Annotated in this window: 13 protein-coding genes; 5 read left to right on the top strand and 8 right to left on the bottom strand. The window is 69.2% G+C overall.

Annotated features, from left to right (window positions below; all coding sequences use genetic code 11):
• Positions 1-98: 98 nt before the first annotated feature.
• Both uvrA and SPF06_RS06455 read right to left on the bottom strand, forming a co-directional pair.
• Positions 99-3002 carry an excinuclease ABC subunit UvrA gene (gene uvrA / locus SPF06_RS06460; RefSeq protein WP_428985722.1) on the bottom strand — a complete coding sequence of 968 codons (2904 nt, stop codon included), beginning with the start codon at positions 3000-3002 and terminating at the stop codon, positions 99-101.
• Between the two features lie 111 nt (positions 3003-3113).
• Positions 3114-3491, bottom strand: a complete 378-nt coding sequence (locus SPF06_RS06455) for a GntR family transcriptional regulator (protein ID WP_323278185.1) — start codon at positions 3489-3491, stop codon at positions 3114-3116.
• Between the two features lie 73 nt (positions 3492-3564).
• Between SPF06_RS06455 and SPF06_RS06450 the strand changes: the two genes are divergently transcribed.
• Positions 3565-4215, top strand: coding sequence for an MBL fold metallo-hydrolase (locus SPF06_RS06450; RefSeq protein ID WP_323278183.1), 651 nt, complete (start codon positions 3565-3567; stop codon positions 4213-4215).
• A gap of 24 nt (positions 4216-4239) precedes the next feature.
• Here SPF06_RS06450 and SPF06_RS06445 read toward each other — a convergent pair whose 3' ends face one another.
• Positions 4240-5049 carry a trans-aconitate 2-methyltransferase gene (locus tag SPF06_RS06445; RefSeq protein ID WP_323278182.1) on the bottom strand — a complete coding sequence of 270 codons (810 nt, stop codon included), beginning with the start codon at positions 5047-5049 and terminating at the stop codon, positions 4240-4242.
• 34 nt (positions 5050-5083) lie between these two features.
• Here SPF06_RS06445 and SPF06_RS06440 point away from each other — a divergent pair, with 34 nt between their 5' ends.
• From SPF06_RS06440 to SPF06_RS06430, 3 genes are read left to right on the top strand one after another with little or no spacing between them, the layout of a single operon-like run.
• Positions 5084-7642 (top strand): DEAD/DEAH box helicase, encoded by a 2559-nt coding sequence (locus tag SPF06_RS06440; RefSeq protein ID WP_323278181.1) that lies wholly within the window; start codon positions 5084-5086, stop codon positions 7640-7642.
• A gap of 9 nt (positions 7643-7651) precedes the next feature.
• The gene (locus SPF06_RS06435; RefSeq protein WP_323278180.1) at positions 7652-8149 is read left to right on the top strand and encodes a GNAT family N-acetyltransferase; all 498 of its coding nucleotides are present in this window, start codon (positions 7652-7654) and stop codon (positions 8147-8149) included.
• A 10-nt stretch (positions 8150-8159) separates the two neighbouring features.
• Complete coding sequence (locus SPF06_RS06430) at positions 8160-9476, top strand: alpha/beta fold hydrolase (RefSeq protein ID WP_323278179.1); 1317 nt, start codon at positions 8160-8162, stop codon at positions 9474-9476.
• A 57-nt stretch (positions 9477-9533) separates the two neighbouring features.
• Here the strand turns inward: SPF06_RS06430 and SPF06_RS06425 are convergent, their stop codons facing one another.
• Genes SPF06_RS06425 through coaE form a run of 3 tightly spaced genes read right to left on the bottom strand, consistent with a single transcriptional unit; the run spans position 9534 to position 13678 of the window.
• Positions 9534-10898: an MFS transporter gene (locus tag SPF06_RS06425; RefSeq protein WP_323278178.1), complete on the bottom strand. Its 1365-nt coding sequence runs from the start codon at positions 10896-10898 to the stop codon at positions 9534-9536.
• On the bottom strand, positions 10891-12999 hold the full coding sequence (uvrB, locus tag SPF06_RS06420; RefSeq protein WP_323278177.1) for an excinuclease ABC subunit UvrB: 2109 nt from the start codon (positions 12997-12999) through the stop codon (positions 10891-10893). Before uvrB ends, SPF06_RS06425 begins: the two co-directional genes overlap by 8 nt.
• 52 nt (positions 13000-13051) lie before the next feature.
• The gene (gene coaE / locus SPF06_RS06415; RefSeq protein WP_323278175.1) at positions 13052-13678 is read right to left on the bottom strand and encodes a dephospho-CoA kinase; all 627 of its coding nucleotides are present in this window, start codon (positions 13676-13678) and stop codon (positions 13052-13054) included.
• 159 nt (positions 13679-13837) lie between these two features.
• On the opposite strand from coaE, the gene SPF06_RS06410 reads away from it, so the two are divergent.
• Complete coding sequence (locus SPF06_RS06410; RefSeq protein ID WP_323278174.1) at positions 13838-14515, top strand: YigZ family protein; 678 nt, start codon at positions 13838-13840, stop codon at positions 14513-14515.
• On the opposite strand, the gene SPF06_RS06405 is transcribed toward SPF06_RS06410, so the two are convergent.
• Positions 14512-14955, bottom strand: a complete 444-nt coding sequence (locus SPF06_RS06405) for a flavodoxin family protein (RefSeq protein WP_323278173.1) — start codon at positions 14953-14955, stop codon at positions 14512-14514. The two genes, SPF06_RS06410 and SPF06_RS06405, sit on opposite strands and share 4 nt — an antisense overlap.
• A 170-nt stretch (positions 14956-15125) precedes the next feature.
• Positions 15126-16592 carry a 30S ribosomal protein S1 gene (gene rpsA / locus SPF06_RS06400; RefSeq protein WP_323278172.1) on the bottom strand — a complete coding sequence of 489 codons (1467 nt, stop codon included), beginning with the start codon at positions 16590-16592 and terminating at the stop codon, positions 15126-15128.
• Positions 16593-16606 lie beyond the last annotated feature (14 nt).

The following is a 16606-nucleotide window of genomic DNA, read 5'->3' as shown; positions in this document are numbered from 1 at the left end:
CAGTCTCGCACACCGATCGGTATGCCTAAAACTCACATGAGTCCCCGGGCATATTGGGCTCGGGGGGCGAACGCCGTGCATGCCGTGGCATTCATCGATCAGCGCGCAAACATCTCCGCGAGGAAGCGTCCCGTGTGGCTCGCGTCGACCTTGGCTACATCCTCGGGTGTACCCGTCGCGATCACCTGACCGCCTCCAGAGCCGCCGTCTGGGCCCAGGTCGATGATCCAGTCGGCGCTCTTGATGACGTCGAGGTTGTGCTCAATCGTGATGACCGAGTTGCCCTTCTCCACGAGGCCCTGGAGCACGAGCAGGAGTTTGCGGATGTCCTCGAAGTGAAGACCCGTCGTGGGCTCGTCGAGCACATAGACGCTGCGCCCGTTCGAGCGCCGCTGGAGCTCCGACGCGAGTTTGACGCGCTGCGCCTCGCCGCCCGAGAGGGTCGTTGCGGGCTGCCCCAGCCGCACGTAGCCGAGGCCCACGTCCACAAGCGTGTTCAGGTGCCGCGAGATCGGGCCGAAGGCCGCGAAGAACTCGGCTGCCTCGTCGATCGGCATGTCGAGCACGTCCGCGATGGTCTTGCCCTTGTAGTGGACCTCGAGAGTCTCGCGGTTGTATCGGGCGCCGTGGCACACTTCGCACGGGACGTACACATCCGGCAGGAAGTTCATCTCGATCTTGATCGTGCCATCGCCCGAGCACGCCTCGCACCGGCCGCCCTTGACGTTGAAGGAGAAGCGCCCGGGCTGATAGCCGCGGACCTTCGCCTCCGTCGTCTCGGCGAAGAGCTTGCGGATGTGGTCGAACACCCCCGTGTACGTCGCCGGATTCGAGCGCGGCGTGCGGCCGATCGGGCTCTGATCGACGTGGATGACCTTGTCGAGGTGCTCGAGTCCCTCCACGCGGGTGTGGCGCCCGGCCACCTGCTTGGCGCCGTTGAGCCGGTTCGCGAGGACCTTGTACAGGATCTCGTTCACGAGAGTGGACTTCCCCGAGCCGCTCACGCCCGTGACCGCGGTGAGGACGCCGAGCGGGAACGTCACATCGACGTCGCGAAGATTGTGCTCCCGCGCGCCGACGACTTTGAGCTGGCGCTTGCGCTCGATGGGCCGCCTCTTCCGCGGCACCTCGATCTGCCGGCGGCCGGACAGATAATCGCCCGTGAGGGAGCCGTGGTTTTCGAGGAGCCCGGCGAGGGGCCCCGAATGGACGACGTTGCCGCCGTGCTCCCCGGCTCCCGGGCCGATATCGACAATCCAGTCGGCCTCATGGATCGTGTCCTCGTCGTGCTCGACGACGATGAGCGTGTTCCCGAGGTCGCGAAGCCTTGTGAGGGTCTCGATGAGGCGGCGGTTGTCCCGCTGGTGGAGGCCGATGCTCGGCTCGTCGAGCACGTACAGGACGCCGACGAGGCCCGAGCCGATCTGGGTCGCGAGCCGGATGCGCTGGGCCTCGCCGCCAGAGAGCGTCCCAGCGGCGCGTTCGAGGTTGAGGTACTCGAGCCCCACGTCGAGCAGGAACGCGAGCCGCGCGTCAATCTCCTTGAGCACCTGATGGGCGATGTGGCGCTCGCGCTCGGTCAGATCGAGCGTCGCGAGGAACTCGCTGGCCTCGCGGAGGGGCAGGGCACAGACCTGGGCGATCGACTTTCCGCCCACGAGGACGGAGAGCGACGCCGGGTTGAGGCGCGCTCCCCCGCATTCGGGGCACGGAATTTCGCGCATGTATTCCGCGTAGCGATCCCGCGCGTAGTCAGACTCGGTCTCGGCGTGCTTGCGCTGGATATACGACACCGCGCCCTCGAAGCCCGTGCTGTACTTGCGCTCGCGTCCGAAGCGATTGCGGTACTGGACCACGACTTTGTGGTCCTTCCCGTACAGGACCGCGTCCCGCGCGTACTGCGGGAGGCTGTGCCACGCCGTGTTCATCGAGAAGCCGAGCTCGTCGGAGAGGCCTTCGAGGAGACGCGTCCAGTATTCCTGGGTTGCCGTTCCGAGGGACCACGGCGCGATGGCGCCCTCGCCGAGGCTCAGCTCGGGGTCGGGGACGACGAGCTCCTCGTCGACCTCGAGCTTCGTGCCGATCCCCGTGCACGCGGGGCACGCACCGAAGGGGTTGTTGAACGAGAACGAGCGCGGCTCGATCTCATCGATCGCGAGCGGATGCTCGTTCGGGCACGCGAGGTGCTCCGAGAACGCGCGCGTGCGGCCATCGTCGTCCGGCGCGACGTCGACGAAATCGGCGACCACGCGTCCCTCGGCGAGCCCGAGCGCCGTCTCGACCGAATCGGCGAGGCGCTGGCGGATGCCCTCCTTGACGACGAGGCGGTCGACGACGACCTCGATCGTGTGCTTGAACTGCTTGCCGAGCTTGGGCGCCTCGGAGAGCTGCACGAGCTCGCCGTCGACCCGTGCGCGCGCGTACCCCTTCGCCGCGAGCTCCTTGAAGAGATCCACGAATTCGCCCTTGCGCCCGCGCACAACCGGCGCGAGGATCTGGAAGCGCGTGCCGTCCGCGAGCTCGAGAAGCTGGTCGACGATCTGCTGCGGCGTCTGCCGCGTCACGGGCTCGTGGCAGATCGGGCAGTGCGGCCGCCCGACGCGTGCCCACAGGAGGCGCATGTAGTCGTAGATCTCGGTGATCGTCCCCACGGTCGAGCGCGGGTTCTTGCTCGTCGACTTCTGGTCGATGGAGACGGCGGGCGAGAGCCCCTCGATGAAGTCGACGTCTGGCTTGTCGACCTGGCCGAGGAACTGCCGAGCGTAGGCCGAGAGGGACTCGACGTAGCGTCGCTGGCCTTCCGCGAAGATCGTGTCGAATGCGAGCGAAGACTTCCCCGATCCCGAGAGGCCGGTGAAGACGATCATCGCGTCGCGGGGCAGGTCGAGGTCCACGTTCCGGAGATTGTGCTCCCGGGCCCCCTTGACGACGAGCCTCGAGAGATCGGCCCGAAGGGCACTCACGGGTGCGTCATCCCGCGCATGGACGCCGTCATTCGCCAGATCCGTGGGTGTGGGAGCAGTCTGCACGGGACCATGCTAGTCGAAAACGTCTTCGAACTTCCAACGGCGCCGCGGAGGCCCCCTGAGCCATTCAGCGCGCACGTGTCCCGCTCACAGCCGCGAGTACGCCTGTTCGACGAGCCGGACGGCCTCTTCGAGCTCGCATCCGCGCGCCCTCGCTGCCGCCGCGTACGCGGCGGCGGCCGCCGTGAGCTCTTCCTCACGCGCGTCCCGCGGTGCGACGACGGTTCCCGCGCGCCCCCGCGTGACGACGATCTTGGCCTCCTCGAGCTCGCGGTAAGCGCGTGCCACGGTGTGGGGAGCGACCCCGAGTTCGGCCGCGAGAGAGCGAACGGGCGGGAGCCGCCGCCCCGCGGGGAGGCCGCCGAGCGCCACGAGATCGGCGACATGCCGCCGGAGCTGTTCGAAGAGGGGCGTCGAATGGCTCTGGTCGGGACGCCACGCCCCGGGAAACTGCGCTTCCTGCATGCGCACCAGAGTAGCCCCGCCCAGCGCTGACCACATCGGGCCGCATCGGGCCGCACCGACCTAGACTGGCGCCATGACGAGCCTCCTCCACGACCTCGAGCACGTCACCGTCCGCTGCGCTGCGGTCGGCGACATGGACAACAACGTCTACGTCATTACGGCGAAGGAATCAGGCGATCAGGTGCTCATCGACGCCGCCGACGATCTCCCGGCCATCCGGGCGCTTCTTGCAGAGGGAGCCGGAGACACATCGGCGCCTGCCAAGCTCGCCCTCATTGCGACCACCCACCAGCATTGGGACCACGTTCGGGCCCTCGAGGGTCTCGTGGCCGAGACCGGCGCCCACACGGCCGCGGGGCGGCAGGACGTGTCCGGCATCCCCGTGCCGGTCGACGTCGTGCTCGACCACGGCGACGTGGGGAACTTCAATGGCTTCGACCTCACCGCGGTCCACCTGCGCGGCCACACCCCGGGCTCGATCGCGTACGTCCTCAAGGACGACGGCGGCCCGCACCTCATCTTCTCGGGCGACTCGCTGTTCCCCGGCGGCGTGGGCAACACGCAGAAGGATCCCGATCGCTTCACCCTGTTGATCCAGGATGTCGTCGAGCGGCTTTTCGACGTCTACCCGGACGACGCCGTCGTCTACCCCGGACACGGCGCGCCGACGACGCTCGGCACGGAACGCCCGCATCTCGAGGAGTGGCGCGCCCGCGGCTGGTGACTTGAGAACCGGCGGGCGCACGGCTCAGACGAGGTAGGCGAGGCCGTCCGGCTTCCGCCCGACGCAGAAGATGCGGCGGAACGGAAACACCGTGCCGTCATCGCGCGCAGGGTACGCGTCGAGCAGGAGCTGGTTGTACTGCTCTTCGAACTGCGCGCCTTCCTCGGGCGTGAGCGCATCGAGAACGGGCCTCAGCGTCGCGCCGCGGACCCAGTTGAGCACCGGATCTTCGCCCGCGAGCACCTGGAGGTACGTCGTTTCCCAGACGTCGGCTTCCCAGCCCGCCGCGAGCATGAGCTCGAGATATTCGGCGGGCTCCCCGACGGCGTCGCTGTGACGCAGCACGCCGCGGAGCCTCCGCTCCCACTGGGACGACTCGGCGAGCTCGCGCAGGAGGGTGTGGGACGGCGCCCCGAAGTTCCCGGGCACCTGGACGGCGAGCCACGCGCCCGGGGCGAGCTGCTCGAGCCAGCGGCCGATGAGCGCCTGGTGCCCCGGCACCCACTGGAGCGCAGCGTTCGAGACGACCACGTCGACGTCGTCCTCCGGCTCCCAGGCCACAATCTCGCCGAGTCGGAAGCTCAGGCGGGGACGCCCCGGCGTCGTCCGGTCGGCGGCCGCGATCATGTCCGGCGAGCTGTCGACTCCCTCGACGAGGGCCTCCGGCCAGCGGTCCGCGAGCGCGGCGGTGAGTGCCCCGGGCCCGCAGCCCAAGTCGACGACGTGGCTGGGCGATTCGGCGCCGATGCGCGAGGTGAGGTCGAAGAACGGCCGTCCCCGATGGTCGCCGAAGCGGACGTAGAGGGCAGGATCCCACGTGGGCGAAGCACTCATGGCTCCACGCTAATCCGGATAGGCTGAACCCGCCATGAGACTCGACCAGCTCCTCCCCGACGCCCACACGACCGCGACGATTGACGATCTCCCCGACGCTGTCTACGAGGCGTTCGTCCGCTGGGCCGAGGGCCGTGGCCTCTCCCTCTATCCCGCGCAGGACGAGGCGGTCATGGAGCTAGTGCAGGGCAACAACGTGATCCTTGCGACGCCGACGGGCTCGGGGAAGTCGCTCGTCGCGATCGCGGCGCACTTCTACGGGCTCGCGACGGGCCTGCGGAGCTACTACACAGCGCCCATCAAGGCGCTCGTCTCGGAGAAATTCTTCGCCCTGTGCGAGATCTTCGGCGCGGAGAACGTCGGCATGATCACGGGCGATTCCTCGGTCAACGGGCAGGCGCCGATCATCTGCTGCACGGCCGAGATCCTCGCCAACCACGCACTCCGTGAAGGGGCCGCGGCCGAGCTCGGCCCCGTGGTCATGGACGAATTCCACTTCTACTCCGACCCCCAGCGCGGCTGGGCCTGGCAGGTGCCGCTGCTCGAGCTCCCCCAGGCGCAGTTCCTCCTGATGAGCGCGACGCTCGGCGACGTGAGCCGCTTCGAGAAGGAGCTCGCCGAGCGCACAGGGCGGACGACGACGACCGTCGCCGGTGCCGAGCGGCCCATCCCGCTGCATTACTACTACGAGGAGAAGCCCGTCCACGAGACGCTCGAGGAGCTTCTCGCGACGAAGCAGGCGCCCGTCTACGTGGTGCATTTTAGCCAGCTCGAGGCCATCGAGCGGGCCCAGCAGCTCATGAGCGTCAACATGTGCACGCGCGAGGAGAAGGACCGCATCGCCGAGCTGATCGGGCGCTTCCGGTTCGCTGCCGGATTCGGCAAGACCCTCAACCGGCTCGTGCGGCACGGCATCGGCGTGCACCACGCGGGCATGCTGCCCAAGTACCGCCGCCTCGTCGAGCAGCTCGCCCAGGCGGGGCTCCTCAAGGTCATCTGCGGGACCGACACGCTCGGGGTGGGGATCAACGTGCCCATCCGCACGGTGCTCCTCACGGCCCTCACGAAATTCGACGGGCAGCGGATGCGTCACCTCAACGCACGCGAATTCCACCAGATCGCGGGCCGCGCCGGCCGCGCGGGGTTCGACACGGCGGGGACCGTCGTCGTCCAGGCGCCCGAGCACGTCATCGAGAACAACCGCGCCCTCGAGAAAGCCCGTGCGAAGTTCGGCGACGACGCCCGCAAGCTCCGCCAAGTCATCAGGAAGAAGCCGCCCGAGGGCTTCATCTCGTGGGGGCAGCCCACGTTCGAGCGGCTCGTCGGCGCGGCACCCGAACCGCTCACGTCGAGCTTCACGGTCACCCACGCGATGCTCCTCAACCTCGTCGCACGGCCCGGCAATCCCGTCGCCGCGGCGCGCCGGCTGCTCGAGGAGAACCACGAATCACGCCAAGTGCAGCTGCGGCTCATGCGACGCGCCCTCGGGATCCTGCGCGAACTGCTCGCGGCCGGTGTCGTCGAACGCATCCCGGACGAAGAGCGGACCGCCGAGGACCGCGCAAGCGGCCGGACGCTGCGCCTCACCGTCGACCTCCAGGAGAACTTCGCGCTCAACCAGCCCCTCTCGCCCTTCGCGCTCGCCGCACTCGACCTGCTCGGGCCGGAGACGCCGTCGTACGCCCTCGACGTCGTCTCCGTCATCGAGGCGACGCTCGAGAAGCCGCGGCAGATCCTCTCCGCCCAGCTCAAGCGCGCCCGCGCCGACGCCGTCGCGGCGATGAAGGCCGAAGGCCTCGAATACACCGAGAGGATGGCCCTCCTCGACACGGTCGCCTACCCCGAACCCCTCAAAGAACTCCTCGAGGCCGCGTTCGAGGAATACCGCAAGCACGCGCCCTGGGTCGGCGACTTCGAGCTCGCCCCCAAGTCGGTCGTGCGGGACATGTACGAGCGCGCGATGGACTTCGGGGAATTCGTGCAGTACTACTCCCTCGCGCGCAGCGAGGGCATCGTGCTCCGGTACCTCACGGACGCGTACAAGGCACTCAGCCAGACCGTGCCGCAGGACGCGCTCCGCGAAGACCTCGAAGACCTCGTGGCTTGGCTGGGCGAGCTCGTCAGGCAGGTAGACTCGAGCCTCCTCGACGAGTGGGAGGAGCTCACGAGCGGCCACGAGCTGCACCCACACGATGCGCCCCCTCCCCCGCCGCCCGCCCTCACCACGAACCCCCGGGCGTTCCGGGTCATGGTGCGCAATGAGCTCTTCCGCCGCGTCGAGCTGTTCGCCGATGAGGACTCGAAGGCGCTCGCCGAACTGGACGAGGGCGCAGGATTCGGCGTCGACGCATGGGAGGAGGCGCTCGACGCCTACTTCGAAGAGCACGAGGACATCGGCACGGGTCCCGACGCACGCGGGCCACAGCTGCTCATCATCGACGAGAAGCCGGGTGTGTGGCACGCCCGGCAGATCTTCGACGATCCTGCCGGCCACCACGACTGGGGCTTCTCGGCGGACATCGACCTCGCGGCGAGCGACGAGGCGGGCTCCGCCGTCATCCGTGTGAAGCAGATCGGGCGGCTCGGAGGCTAGGTTAGGAGCATGAGCCTTTCCCCGGTCACGACCACGCTTCGCCCAGCTCGGCCTGACGACGTCCCCGCCGTCCTCGAACTCATTCACGATCTCGCGGTCTACGAGCGGGAGCCGAACGCGGTGAAGAACACCGTTCCAGTGCTGACCGAGCAGCTCTTCGGTGACAATCCGGCGATCTTCGCCCACGTGGTGGAAGAGGAAGGCCGGGTGCTGGGATTCGCCCTGTGGTTCCTCAACTATTCGACGTGGGAGGGCACGCACGGGATCTACCTCGAAGACCTCTACGTGCGCCCCGAGACGCGTGGCCGCGGCTACGGCAAGCTGCTCCTCGCGGAGCTCGCGCGCATCGCCGTCGAACGCGGGTACGCGCGCGTGGAATGGAGCGTGCTCAAGTGGAACGAGCCCTCGATCGGCTTCTACAAGAGCCTCGGGGCGCGGGCCATGGACGAATGGGACACCTTTCGGCTGACCGGCGACGCCCTCGCGGCGTTCGGGTCGCCCGAGTGAGCGCACCCCGATGAGCACCGCGCAGGCGGCACGGCACCGGGTCGTCGCGGAGCACGCGTTCCGCGGGATGCGCACCGTCGAGCACGTGTTCGCCGTTCCGCTCGATCACGGCGACCCCGGCGGCGAGCAGATCGAGGTGTTCGCGCGCGAGATTGCCTCCGCCGCGCACCCGGCGGAGGTCGCCGCGCGGCTCCCGTGGCTCGTCTACCTCCAAGGCGGGCCCGGCGGACGCGGCAACCGCGTGACGTCCCTCGCAGGCTGGATGAAGGAGGCCGCCAAGGAATTCCGCATCCTCATGCTCGACCAGCGCGGCACAGGACTCTCGACGCCTGCGGACCGGACCACCCTTCCGCTCCGCGGCGGGCCCGACGAGCAGGCGGAATACCTCAGCCATTTCCGTGCCGACTCGATCGTCCTCGACTGCGAGGCCATCCGGCGCGCGCTCGGTTCCGGTCCCTGGACCGCCTACGGGCAGAGCTTCGGCGGCTTCTGCGCCCTGACCTACCTTTCGCTCGCCCCCAACGGGCTCAAGGAGGTGCTCATCACGGGCGGCCTCGCCCCGCTCGACGGGCCCGCCGACCGCGTGTACCGTGCGACCTACGCACGCCTCGCGGCGCGCAACGCCGAATACTTCGCGTGGTACCCCGAGGACCGTGCCCGCGTCACCGAGATCATCGAGCACGTCCGCGCGAGCGACGAACGGCTCCCCGACGGGAGCCGGCTCACCCCCGAGCGCTTCCAGCTTGTGGGCAACCTCCTCGGCGGGAACACGCGCGTCGACTCGCTGCACTGCCTGCTCGAGGACGCGTTCACGCGCGGGACCGACGGCACGCGCCTTGCGGACGCGTTCCTCACCCAGGTGCACGCGATCGTGACCCGCGCTTCCAATCCGCTCTACGCCGTCCTCCACGAGTCCATCTACGCGCAGGGCGAGGCCTCCGGGTGGGCCGCGTGGCGCGTCCTCGACGAATACCCCGGCTTCCGGGCGGACGCGCCCGAACCGCTCCTCCTGGGCGAGATGGTCTGCCCGTGGATCTTCGAGCAGGATCCCGCGCTCGTTCCGCTCGCCGAGACGGCGCAGCTGCTCGCCCAGAAGTCGGGCTGGGGCGCGCTCTACGACCCGGCGCAGCTCGCCGAGAACATCGTTCCGGCCGCCGCGGCGGTGTACCGCGACGACATCTACGTTGACAGGGATCTCTCGCTCGAGACCGCGGACCGCGTTCGGGGCTTGCGCGTGTGGGAGACCGCGGACTTCCATCACGATGGCATCGCGGACGACGGCGAGGCCATCTTCGCGAGGCTGCTCTCCATGGTGCGCGAGCAGTAGCGTCCGTTCGTCACCTGACGCGGGTACCTGGACGTGGCCCCACCGAACGTGACCTCATCAAAGGCCCGCGGGGCGGGGCCGCGTCACGGCGACCGCCGCGAGGATGCCGCCGCTCAGGACCGCCGCGATCGCGGAGAGCCCGCCATACCCAAGCCCCGCCATGACGACGCCGGACGTGCCGCCTCCGAGAGCGCCCGCGAGTCCCATCGCCGTGTCGGAGACGCCTTGGGCCAGGACCCGGCCCTCGCCGTGGACGGACTCCGCGAGGAGCGCCGAGCCCGAGATGGTCGACGCCGACCAGCCGAGGCCGAGCAGCACGAGTCCGACCGTGACGAGCACGGGATCCCCGGAACCAAGTCCGGCCACGGCCACGGCGGCGACGAGCATGCCCTGCCCGAGGGCGAGGGCGCGCCTGCGGCCCCAGCGGTCCGCGAGCCAGCCCATGACGGGCGAGAGCGCGTACATCCCGGCGATGTGCAGCGAGATGGTGAATCCGATGATCGCGAACGCGTCCGTGCTCGCTGGCCCCATGCCACCACCGCTGTGGGCCATGGCGAGGTGCGAGAGGTGGAGCGGGGTCATCGACATGACCGAGACCATGACGGCGTGGGCCACGACAACCCCGACGACGGCGAGCGTCGCTCCGCGCGAGGAGCGGATGGCGCGCACGCCTTCCCTCAGCGAGGCCCAGCCGCGGTCGGGCGGGACCGTCCCGGACGGGAGGGCGCCGTCGCCCGTCGTTGCCGCCCCCAGACCGGCCGAGCGATCGAGCGCCGCGAGGCGCTGAGATTCCCGCAGCGGGTCCGGGCGGAGGCCCACGAGCAGAAGGACCGCGGCGAGCGCCATCCCGGCCACCGAGATGACGAAAGGCCCCGCCGCGTCCGGCAGCCAGAGAGCCGCGCCCAACGCCGCGCCGGGGCGGATGAGGTTCGGTCCAGCCACCGCGCCCACCGTGACGGACCAGACGACGAGCGAGAGGTCACGGCCCCGATGGGCGCCGTCCGCAAGGTCGACCGCGGCGAAGCGCGACTGGAGATTCACGGCCGTCCCGACGCCGAGCAGCGCTGCCCCCGCAAGGAGGAGTACGAGAGAGGACGCGACCGTCGCAAGAACGACGACCGCGGCCCCCGCCAGAGCGGCCGCGAGCCCGCCGACGAGTGCCGTCCTTCGCCCTCGCCGCGCGGCGACTCCGCTCAGGGGGAGAGCCGCGAGGGCCGCGCTCAGTGTCAGGACGGTCGTCACCGACCCGGCCCATGCGTCCGAGCCGCTGAACTGCACCGCGAGGAGAGAGCCGATAGCGAGCGTCGCGCCGCTCCCCAGACCGCTCAGCAGCTGAGCGACCGCGAGGATGCCGATCGTGCGCCGCTGGGCGCGACGGCGGCTGGCCGAGATCGAGGAGACGGCCCCCGCGAGCTCAGGCATGCCCCGCGGCCTGCATCTGTCGGAGCTCCTTCTTGAGGTCTGCCACCTCGTCGCGCAGGCGGGCTGCGAGCTCGAACTGGAGCTCCGCCGCCGCGCCGTGCATCTGCTCGGTGAGCTGCTGGATGAGGCCGACGAGGTCCTCGGCCGGGGCCGCCGCGAGGCCGTCGCGGCGCAGCTCGGCCTCCGCCTTGTCCGTCGACTCGCCCGCGCCGCGCCGTCTGCCGCCCTTCGCGAGGCGGTTGTTCTCGAGCAGCGCGCGCGTGTCCTGGTCCTCGCGCGCGAGCTGATCCGTGATGTCCGCGATGCGCTTGCGCAGCGGCTGCGGGTCGATGCCATTCTCGCGGTTGAACGCGATCTGGATCTCGCGGCGCCGGTTGGTCTCGTCGATGGCGAGGGCCATCGAGTCCGTGATCTTGTCCGCATACATGTGCACCTGCCCCGACACGTTGCGGGCGGCGCGGCCGATCGTCTGGATGAGCGAGGTCGACGAGCGCAGGAAGCCTTCCTTGTCCGCGTCGAGGATGCTCACGAGCGAGACCTCGGGCAGGTCGAGGCCCTCTCGCAGGAGGTTGATGCCCACGAGGACGTCGAAGACGCCGAGCCGCAGCTCGCGCAGGAGCTCGACGCGGCGCAGCGTGTCGACGTCCGAGTGCAGGTACTGCACCTTGACGCCATGGCCCATGAGGTAGTCCGTGAGGTCCTCGGCCATGCGCTTCGTGAGCGTCGTGACAAGGACGCGCTCGTCGCGCCCGACGCGGTCCCGGATCTCGCCGAGGAGATCGTCGATCTGGCCCTTCGTCGGCTTGACGACGACCTCGGGGTCCACGAGGCCTGTCGGCCGGATGATCTGCTGCACCACGCCGTCGGACTTCCCGAGCTCGTACTTGCCGGGTGTCGCCGAGAGGTAGATCGTCTGGCCGATCCGCTCGAGGAACTCGTCCCATTTGAGCGGGCGGTTGTCCATGGCCGACGGGAGGCGGAAGCCGTGCTCGACGAGCGTGCGCTTGCGCGACATGTCGCCCTCATACATCGAGCCGATCTGCGGCACGGTGACGTGGGACTCGTCGATGACGAGCAGGAAATCGTCCGGGAAGTAGTCGATGAGGCAGTGCGGCGCCGAACCGGCGTCACGGCCGTCGATGTGCCGCGAGTAGTTCTCGATGCCGGAGCAGAAGCCCATCTGCTGCATCATCTCGAGGTCGTACGTGGTGCGCATGCGGAGGCGCTGGGCCTCGACGAGCTTGTTCTGTGCTTCGAGCGTCTTGAGCCGGTCCGCGAGCTCGTCCTCGATCGCCGCGATCGCGCGGTTCATGCGCTCCGGGCCGGCGACATAATGCGACGCCGGGAAGACATACATCTCGGTCTCCTCGCGGATGACCTCGCCCGTGACCGGATGGAGGGTATGGACGCTCTCGACCTCGTCCCCGAAGAACTCGATGCGCAGCGCGAGCTCCTCGTACATCGGGATGATCTCCACGGTGTCGCCGCGCACGCGGAACGTGCCGCGATGGAAGTCGACGTCGTTGCGGACATACTGCATCGCGACGAACTGGCGCAGGAGGGCGTCGCGGTCGAGCTCCATGCCCTTCCGGAGCGTCACCATGCCGGCGACGTACTCCTCGGGGGTGCCGAGGCCGTAGATGCACGAGACCGTCGCCACCACGACGACGTCGCGGCGCGTGAGCAGCGAGTTGGTCGCCGAGTGCCGCAGCCGCTCGACCTCCTCGTTGATCGACGAGTCCTTCTCGATGAACGTATCGGTCTGCGGGACGTAGGCCTCAGGCTGGTAGTAGTCGTAGTACGAGACGAAGTACTCGACCGCGTTGTTCGGCAGGAGCTCGCGGAACTCGTTGGCGAGCTGCGCCGCGAGCGTCTTGTTCTGGACGAGGACGAGCGTGGGCCGTTGGAGCTTCTCAATGACCCACGCCGTCGTCGCGCTCTTGCCGGTGCCCGTCGCGCCGAGCAGCACAACGTCCTTCTCGCCGTTCTGGATCCGCTCCGCGATGTCGGCAATCGCAGTCGGCTGGTCGCCCGCGGGCTGGTACTCGCTGACCACCTCGAACGGCGCGACGACGCGATTGATCTCCTGCGCTAGGCTCATGCACCAAATCTACGCCGGACTGCGGACAGGACGTGTCCGCATTCGCCCCTGGCTAAGTCCGGTCCGCAGCCGGGCCTTGGCCTGCCGCTGCGGGCGCGAGGACGTCGCGCCACAGGAGGTCGACGGCGGCGCGCAGCTCGGCGAGGCTGCCGGTGTTCTCGATCACGTGGTCAGCCGCCGCGCGGCGCTCATCGCCGCTCGCCTGGGCGGCCATGCGCGCGCGAGCCTGGCCCTCCCCCATGCCGCTGCGCTCGGCGAGGCGACGCACGCGCACATCATCCGGGGCCTCCACGACGACGACGACATCGAAGCGGTCCGCCTGCCCCGTCTCGACGAGCAGCGGGATGTCCTCGACCACGACGGCATCCGGCGGTGCCGCCGCAACGATTTCGGCGGCCCTCGCGCGCACCCGTGGATGCACGATCGAATTGAGGAGCTCTCGCCGGCCCGGGTCCGCGAAGACGATGGCGCCGAGGGACGCGCGGTCGAGCCCGCCGCCCTCGGCGATGACCTCGGGACCGAACGCCTCCGCGATCTCCGCGAGGCCCCCCGAGCCCGGCTCGACGACCTCCCGCGCAATCACGTCCGCGTCCACGAGCACGGCTCCCAGCTCGGCGAACCGCCGTGCAACCTCCGACTTGCCTGCCCCGATCCCGCCCGTCAGCCCGACTCTCAGCACACGCCCAGCCTACTGTTTCTTTTCGAACCCACCCCGCCACCCATACCCACCCCGCCACCCATACCCACCCCGCCACCCATACCCACCCCGCCGCCCACACCCACCCCGCCGCCCACACCCACCCCGGCCGTCCCAGCCCGCCAGCCGTAAACTTGAGCGGTGACCGAGACGACGAGCCATGCCCTCCGCTACAGCACGATCGACGGGGAGCACCGGCACGAGCTTGAGATCAGGCGCTCGCGGTTCATCACGGTCCTCCGCCGGGTCGAGACCGAGGACGAAGCCCGCGCCCTCGTCGCGGAGCTGCGGCGGGAGTTCCACGACGCCCGCCACCACTGCAGCGCGTTCGTCCTCGGCCCCGACCGCACAACCCAGCGGAGCAGCGACGACGGCGAGCCCTCGGGCACCGCGGGCGTCCCGATGCTCGAGGCGCTCCTCAAGGGAGCCGCAGTCGACGGCGGGGCGGACCTGAGCGACACGGCCGCCGTCGTCGTGCGCTACTTCGGAGGAATCCTCTTGGGCGCTGGCGGCCTCGTCCGCGCGTATTCCGATTCCGTCTCGCAGGGCGTCGCGACCGCGCCGCTCGTACGCCGCGAGCGACTGCGGCTCCTCGGCGTCGACGCCCCGCATGCGGCGGCCGGCCGCCTCGAGAACGACTTGCGCGCCTCAGGCGTCGCCGTGCTCGGCACCGACTACGGCGCGAAGGCAGCGACGCTGCGAGTTGCGGTCGCGGACGACGACAGTGCCATCACAGCCTTCGCGGAGCGGCTCGCGAGCCTCACGGCCGGAGCAGCTTCTGCCTTCGGCCTCGGAACGTCCTGGGTCGACCTCCGCTAGCCTTCCTGCGGAGCGGCAAGGTGTGCGCCCCACTGCTCGGCGCGCTCGAGCTCGCCGTCGAGCAGCGGCCCTTCCTTGCCCTCGACGTAGAACCAGATCGGATCCGCCACGAGCTCGGCGCCTGCTGCGTCGAGCGCACGCGCGATCTTCTTGGCCGCGTCGCCGTGGAAGAAAAGCCTGACGCGGGTGTCGAACGCCGCGGCGCGAAGGCCTTTGAGAGACCCAGGATCCATGGACGCGAGCCACGCGCCGATGTCCTCGAGGGGCCGCCACCCGACGATGGGGCTTCCCACGACCAGGAGCGAGCCCGGTGCGAGCTTCTCCGGCCTCACCTCATCGGGGACGACAGCTCTAGCCCCGTCGCCGAGTCCGCGGCTGATGGCCTCGGCGATCTGACGTGTGTTCCCGAACTGCGATTCGTAGACGACGACTGCCTCCACAGCAGGACCTCCTTGATGTACCTCCGATGCGCTTCCTCGGCCAGCGTAGGCACGCCTCGGCCCGCGCCATCAGAGCCCAAAGGCCCACGACGTGCGTGAAGGGCGGGCCCTGCTGTCGCAGGACCCGCCCTTCGCGCGGTGTCGATCCGTGCGGCATCAGCCGCGAGGGATCAGTTGCCGGTCAGCTTCTCGCGGAGCGCGGCGAGAGCCTCGTCCGAAGCGAGCGTGCCGCTCTCGACGGACGGAGCCTCGGAGGAGTAGCTGGTCGGAGCAGCCTCGCGGCCGCCGGACGCCGCGGCGGCGTCGTCGGCGAGGTGCTGCGAGACCTGCTTCTTGTGCGCCTCCCAGCGGGCCTGCGCATCGGCGTACTGCTGCTCCCACGCGGCGCGCTGCGCCTCGTAGCCCTCAAGCCACTCGTTCGAGATCGGGTCGAAGCCCTCGGGGTACTTGTAGTTCCCCTCCTCGTCGTACTCGGCAGCCATGCCGTAGAGCGCCGGGTCGAACTCGGTCGAGTCCGGGTCCACGCCCTCGTTGGCCTGCTTGAGCGAGAGCGAGATGCGGCGGCGCTCAAGGTCGATGTCGATGACCTTGACGAAGATCTCATCGCCCACGGAGACAACCTGCTCGGCGAGGTCGACGTGACGCTCGGCAAGCTCGGAGATGTGGACGAGACCCTCGATGCCGTCCTCGACGCGCACGAACGCACCGAACGGAACGAGCTTCGTGACCTTGCCCGGGACGACCTGGCCGAGCGCGTGGGTGCGCGCGAAGGTCTGCCACGGATCCTCCTGGGTCGCCTTGAGCGAGAGCGAGACGCGCTCGCGCTCGAGGTCCACCTCGAGAACCTCGACCGTGACCTCCTGGCCGACCTCGACAACCTCGGACGGGTGGTCGATGTGCTTCCACGAGAGCTCGGAAACGTGAACGAGGCCGTCGACGCCGCCGAGGTCCACGAACGCACCGAAGTTGACGATCGAGGAGACGACGCCCGAGCGGACCTGGCCCTTCTCGAGCTTGTTGAGGAACGTCGAGCGGACCTCGGACTGAGTCTGCTCGAGCCACGCACGGCGGGACAGCACCACGTTGTTGCGGTTCTTGTCGAGCTCGATGATCTTCGCCTCGAGCTTCTGGCCGATGTACGGGGCCAGGTCGCGGACGCGGCGCATCTCGACGAGCGAAGCCGGGAGGAAGCCACGGAGCCCGATGTCGAGGATGAGACCGCCCTTGACGACCTCGATGACGGTGCCGGTGACGACGCCGTCCTCTTCCTTGATCTTCTCGATGTCGCCCCAAGCGCGCTCGTACTGGGCGCGCTTCTTCGACAGGATCAGGCGGCCTTCCTTGTCCTCCTTGGTGAGAACAAGCGCCTCGACCTGATCGCCCACGGCCACGACCTCGCCCGGGTCGACGTCGTGCTTGATGGAAAGCTCACGGGAGGGGATGACGCCCTCGGTCTTGTACCCGATGTCGAGCAGGACCTCGTCGCGGTCGACCTTGACGACAGTGCCCTCGACGAGGTCGCCGTCGTTGAAGTACTTGATGGTGGCGTCGACGGCGGCGAGGAAGTCCTCGGCAGAGCCGATGTCGTTGATCGCGACCTGCGGAGTGCCGGACTTCTCGGTGGAGGTGATGGTCATGTAGTAGGGGCTCC

This window comes from Sinomonas terricola (genome assembly GCF_034931225.1).
Taxonomy (GTDB): Bacteria; Actinomycetota; Actinomycetes; order Actinomycetales; family Micrococcaceae; genus Sinomonas; species Sinomonas terricola.
Note: the sequence above shows the minus strand (reverse complement) of the source record. Positions and strands in the feature narration are given on the sequence as shown.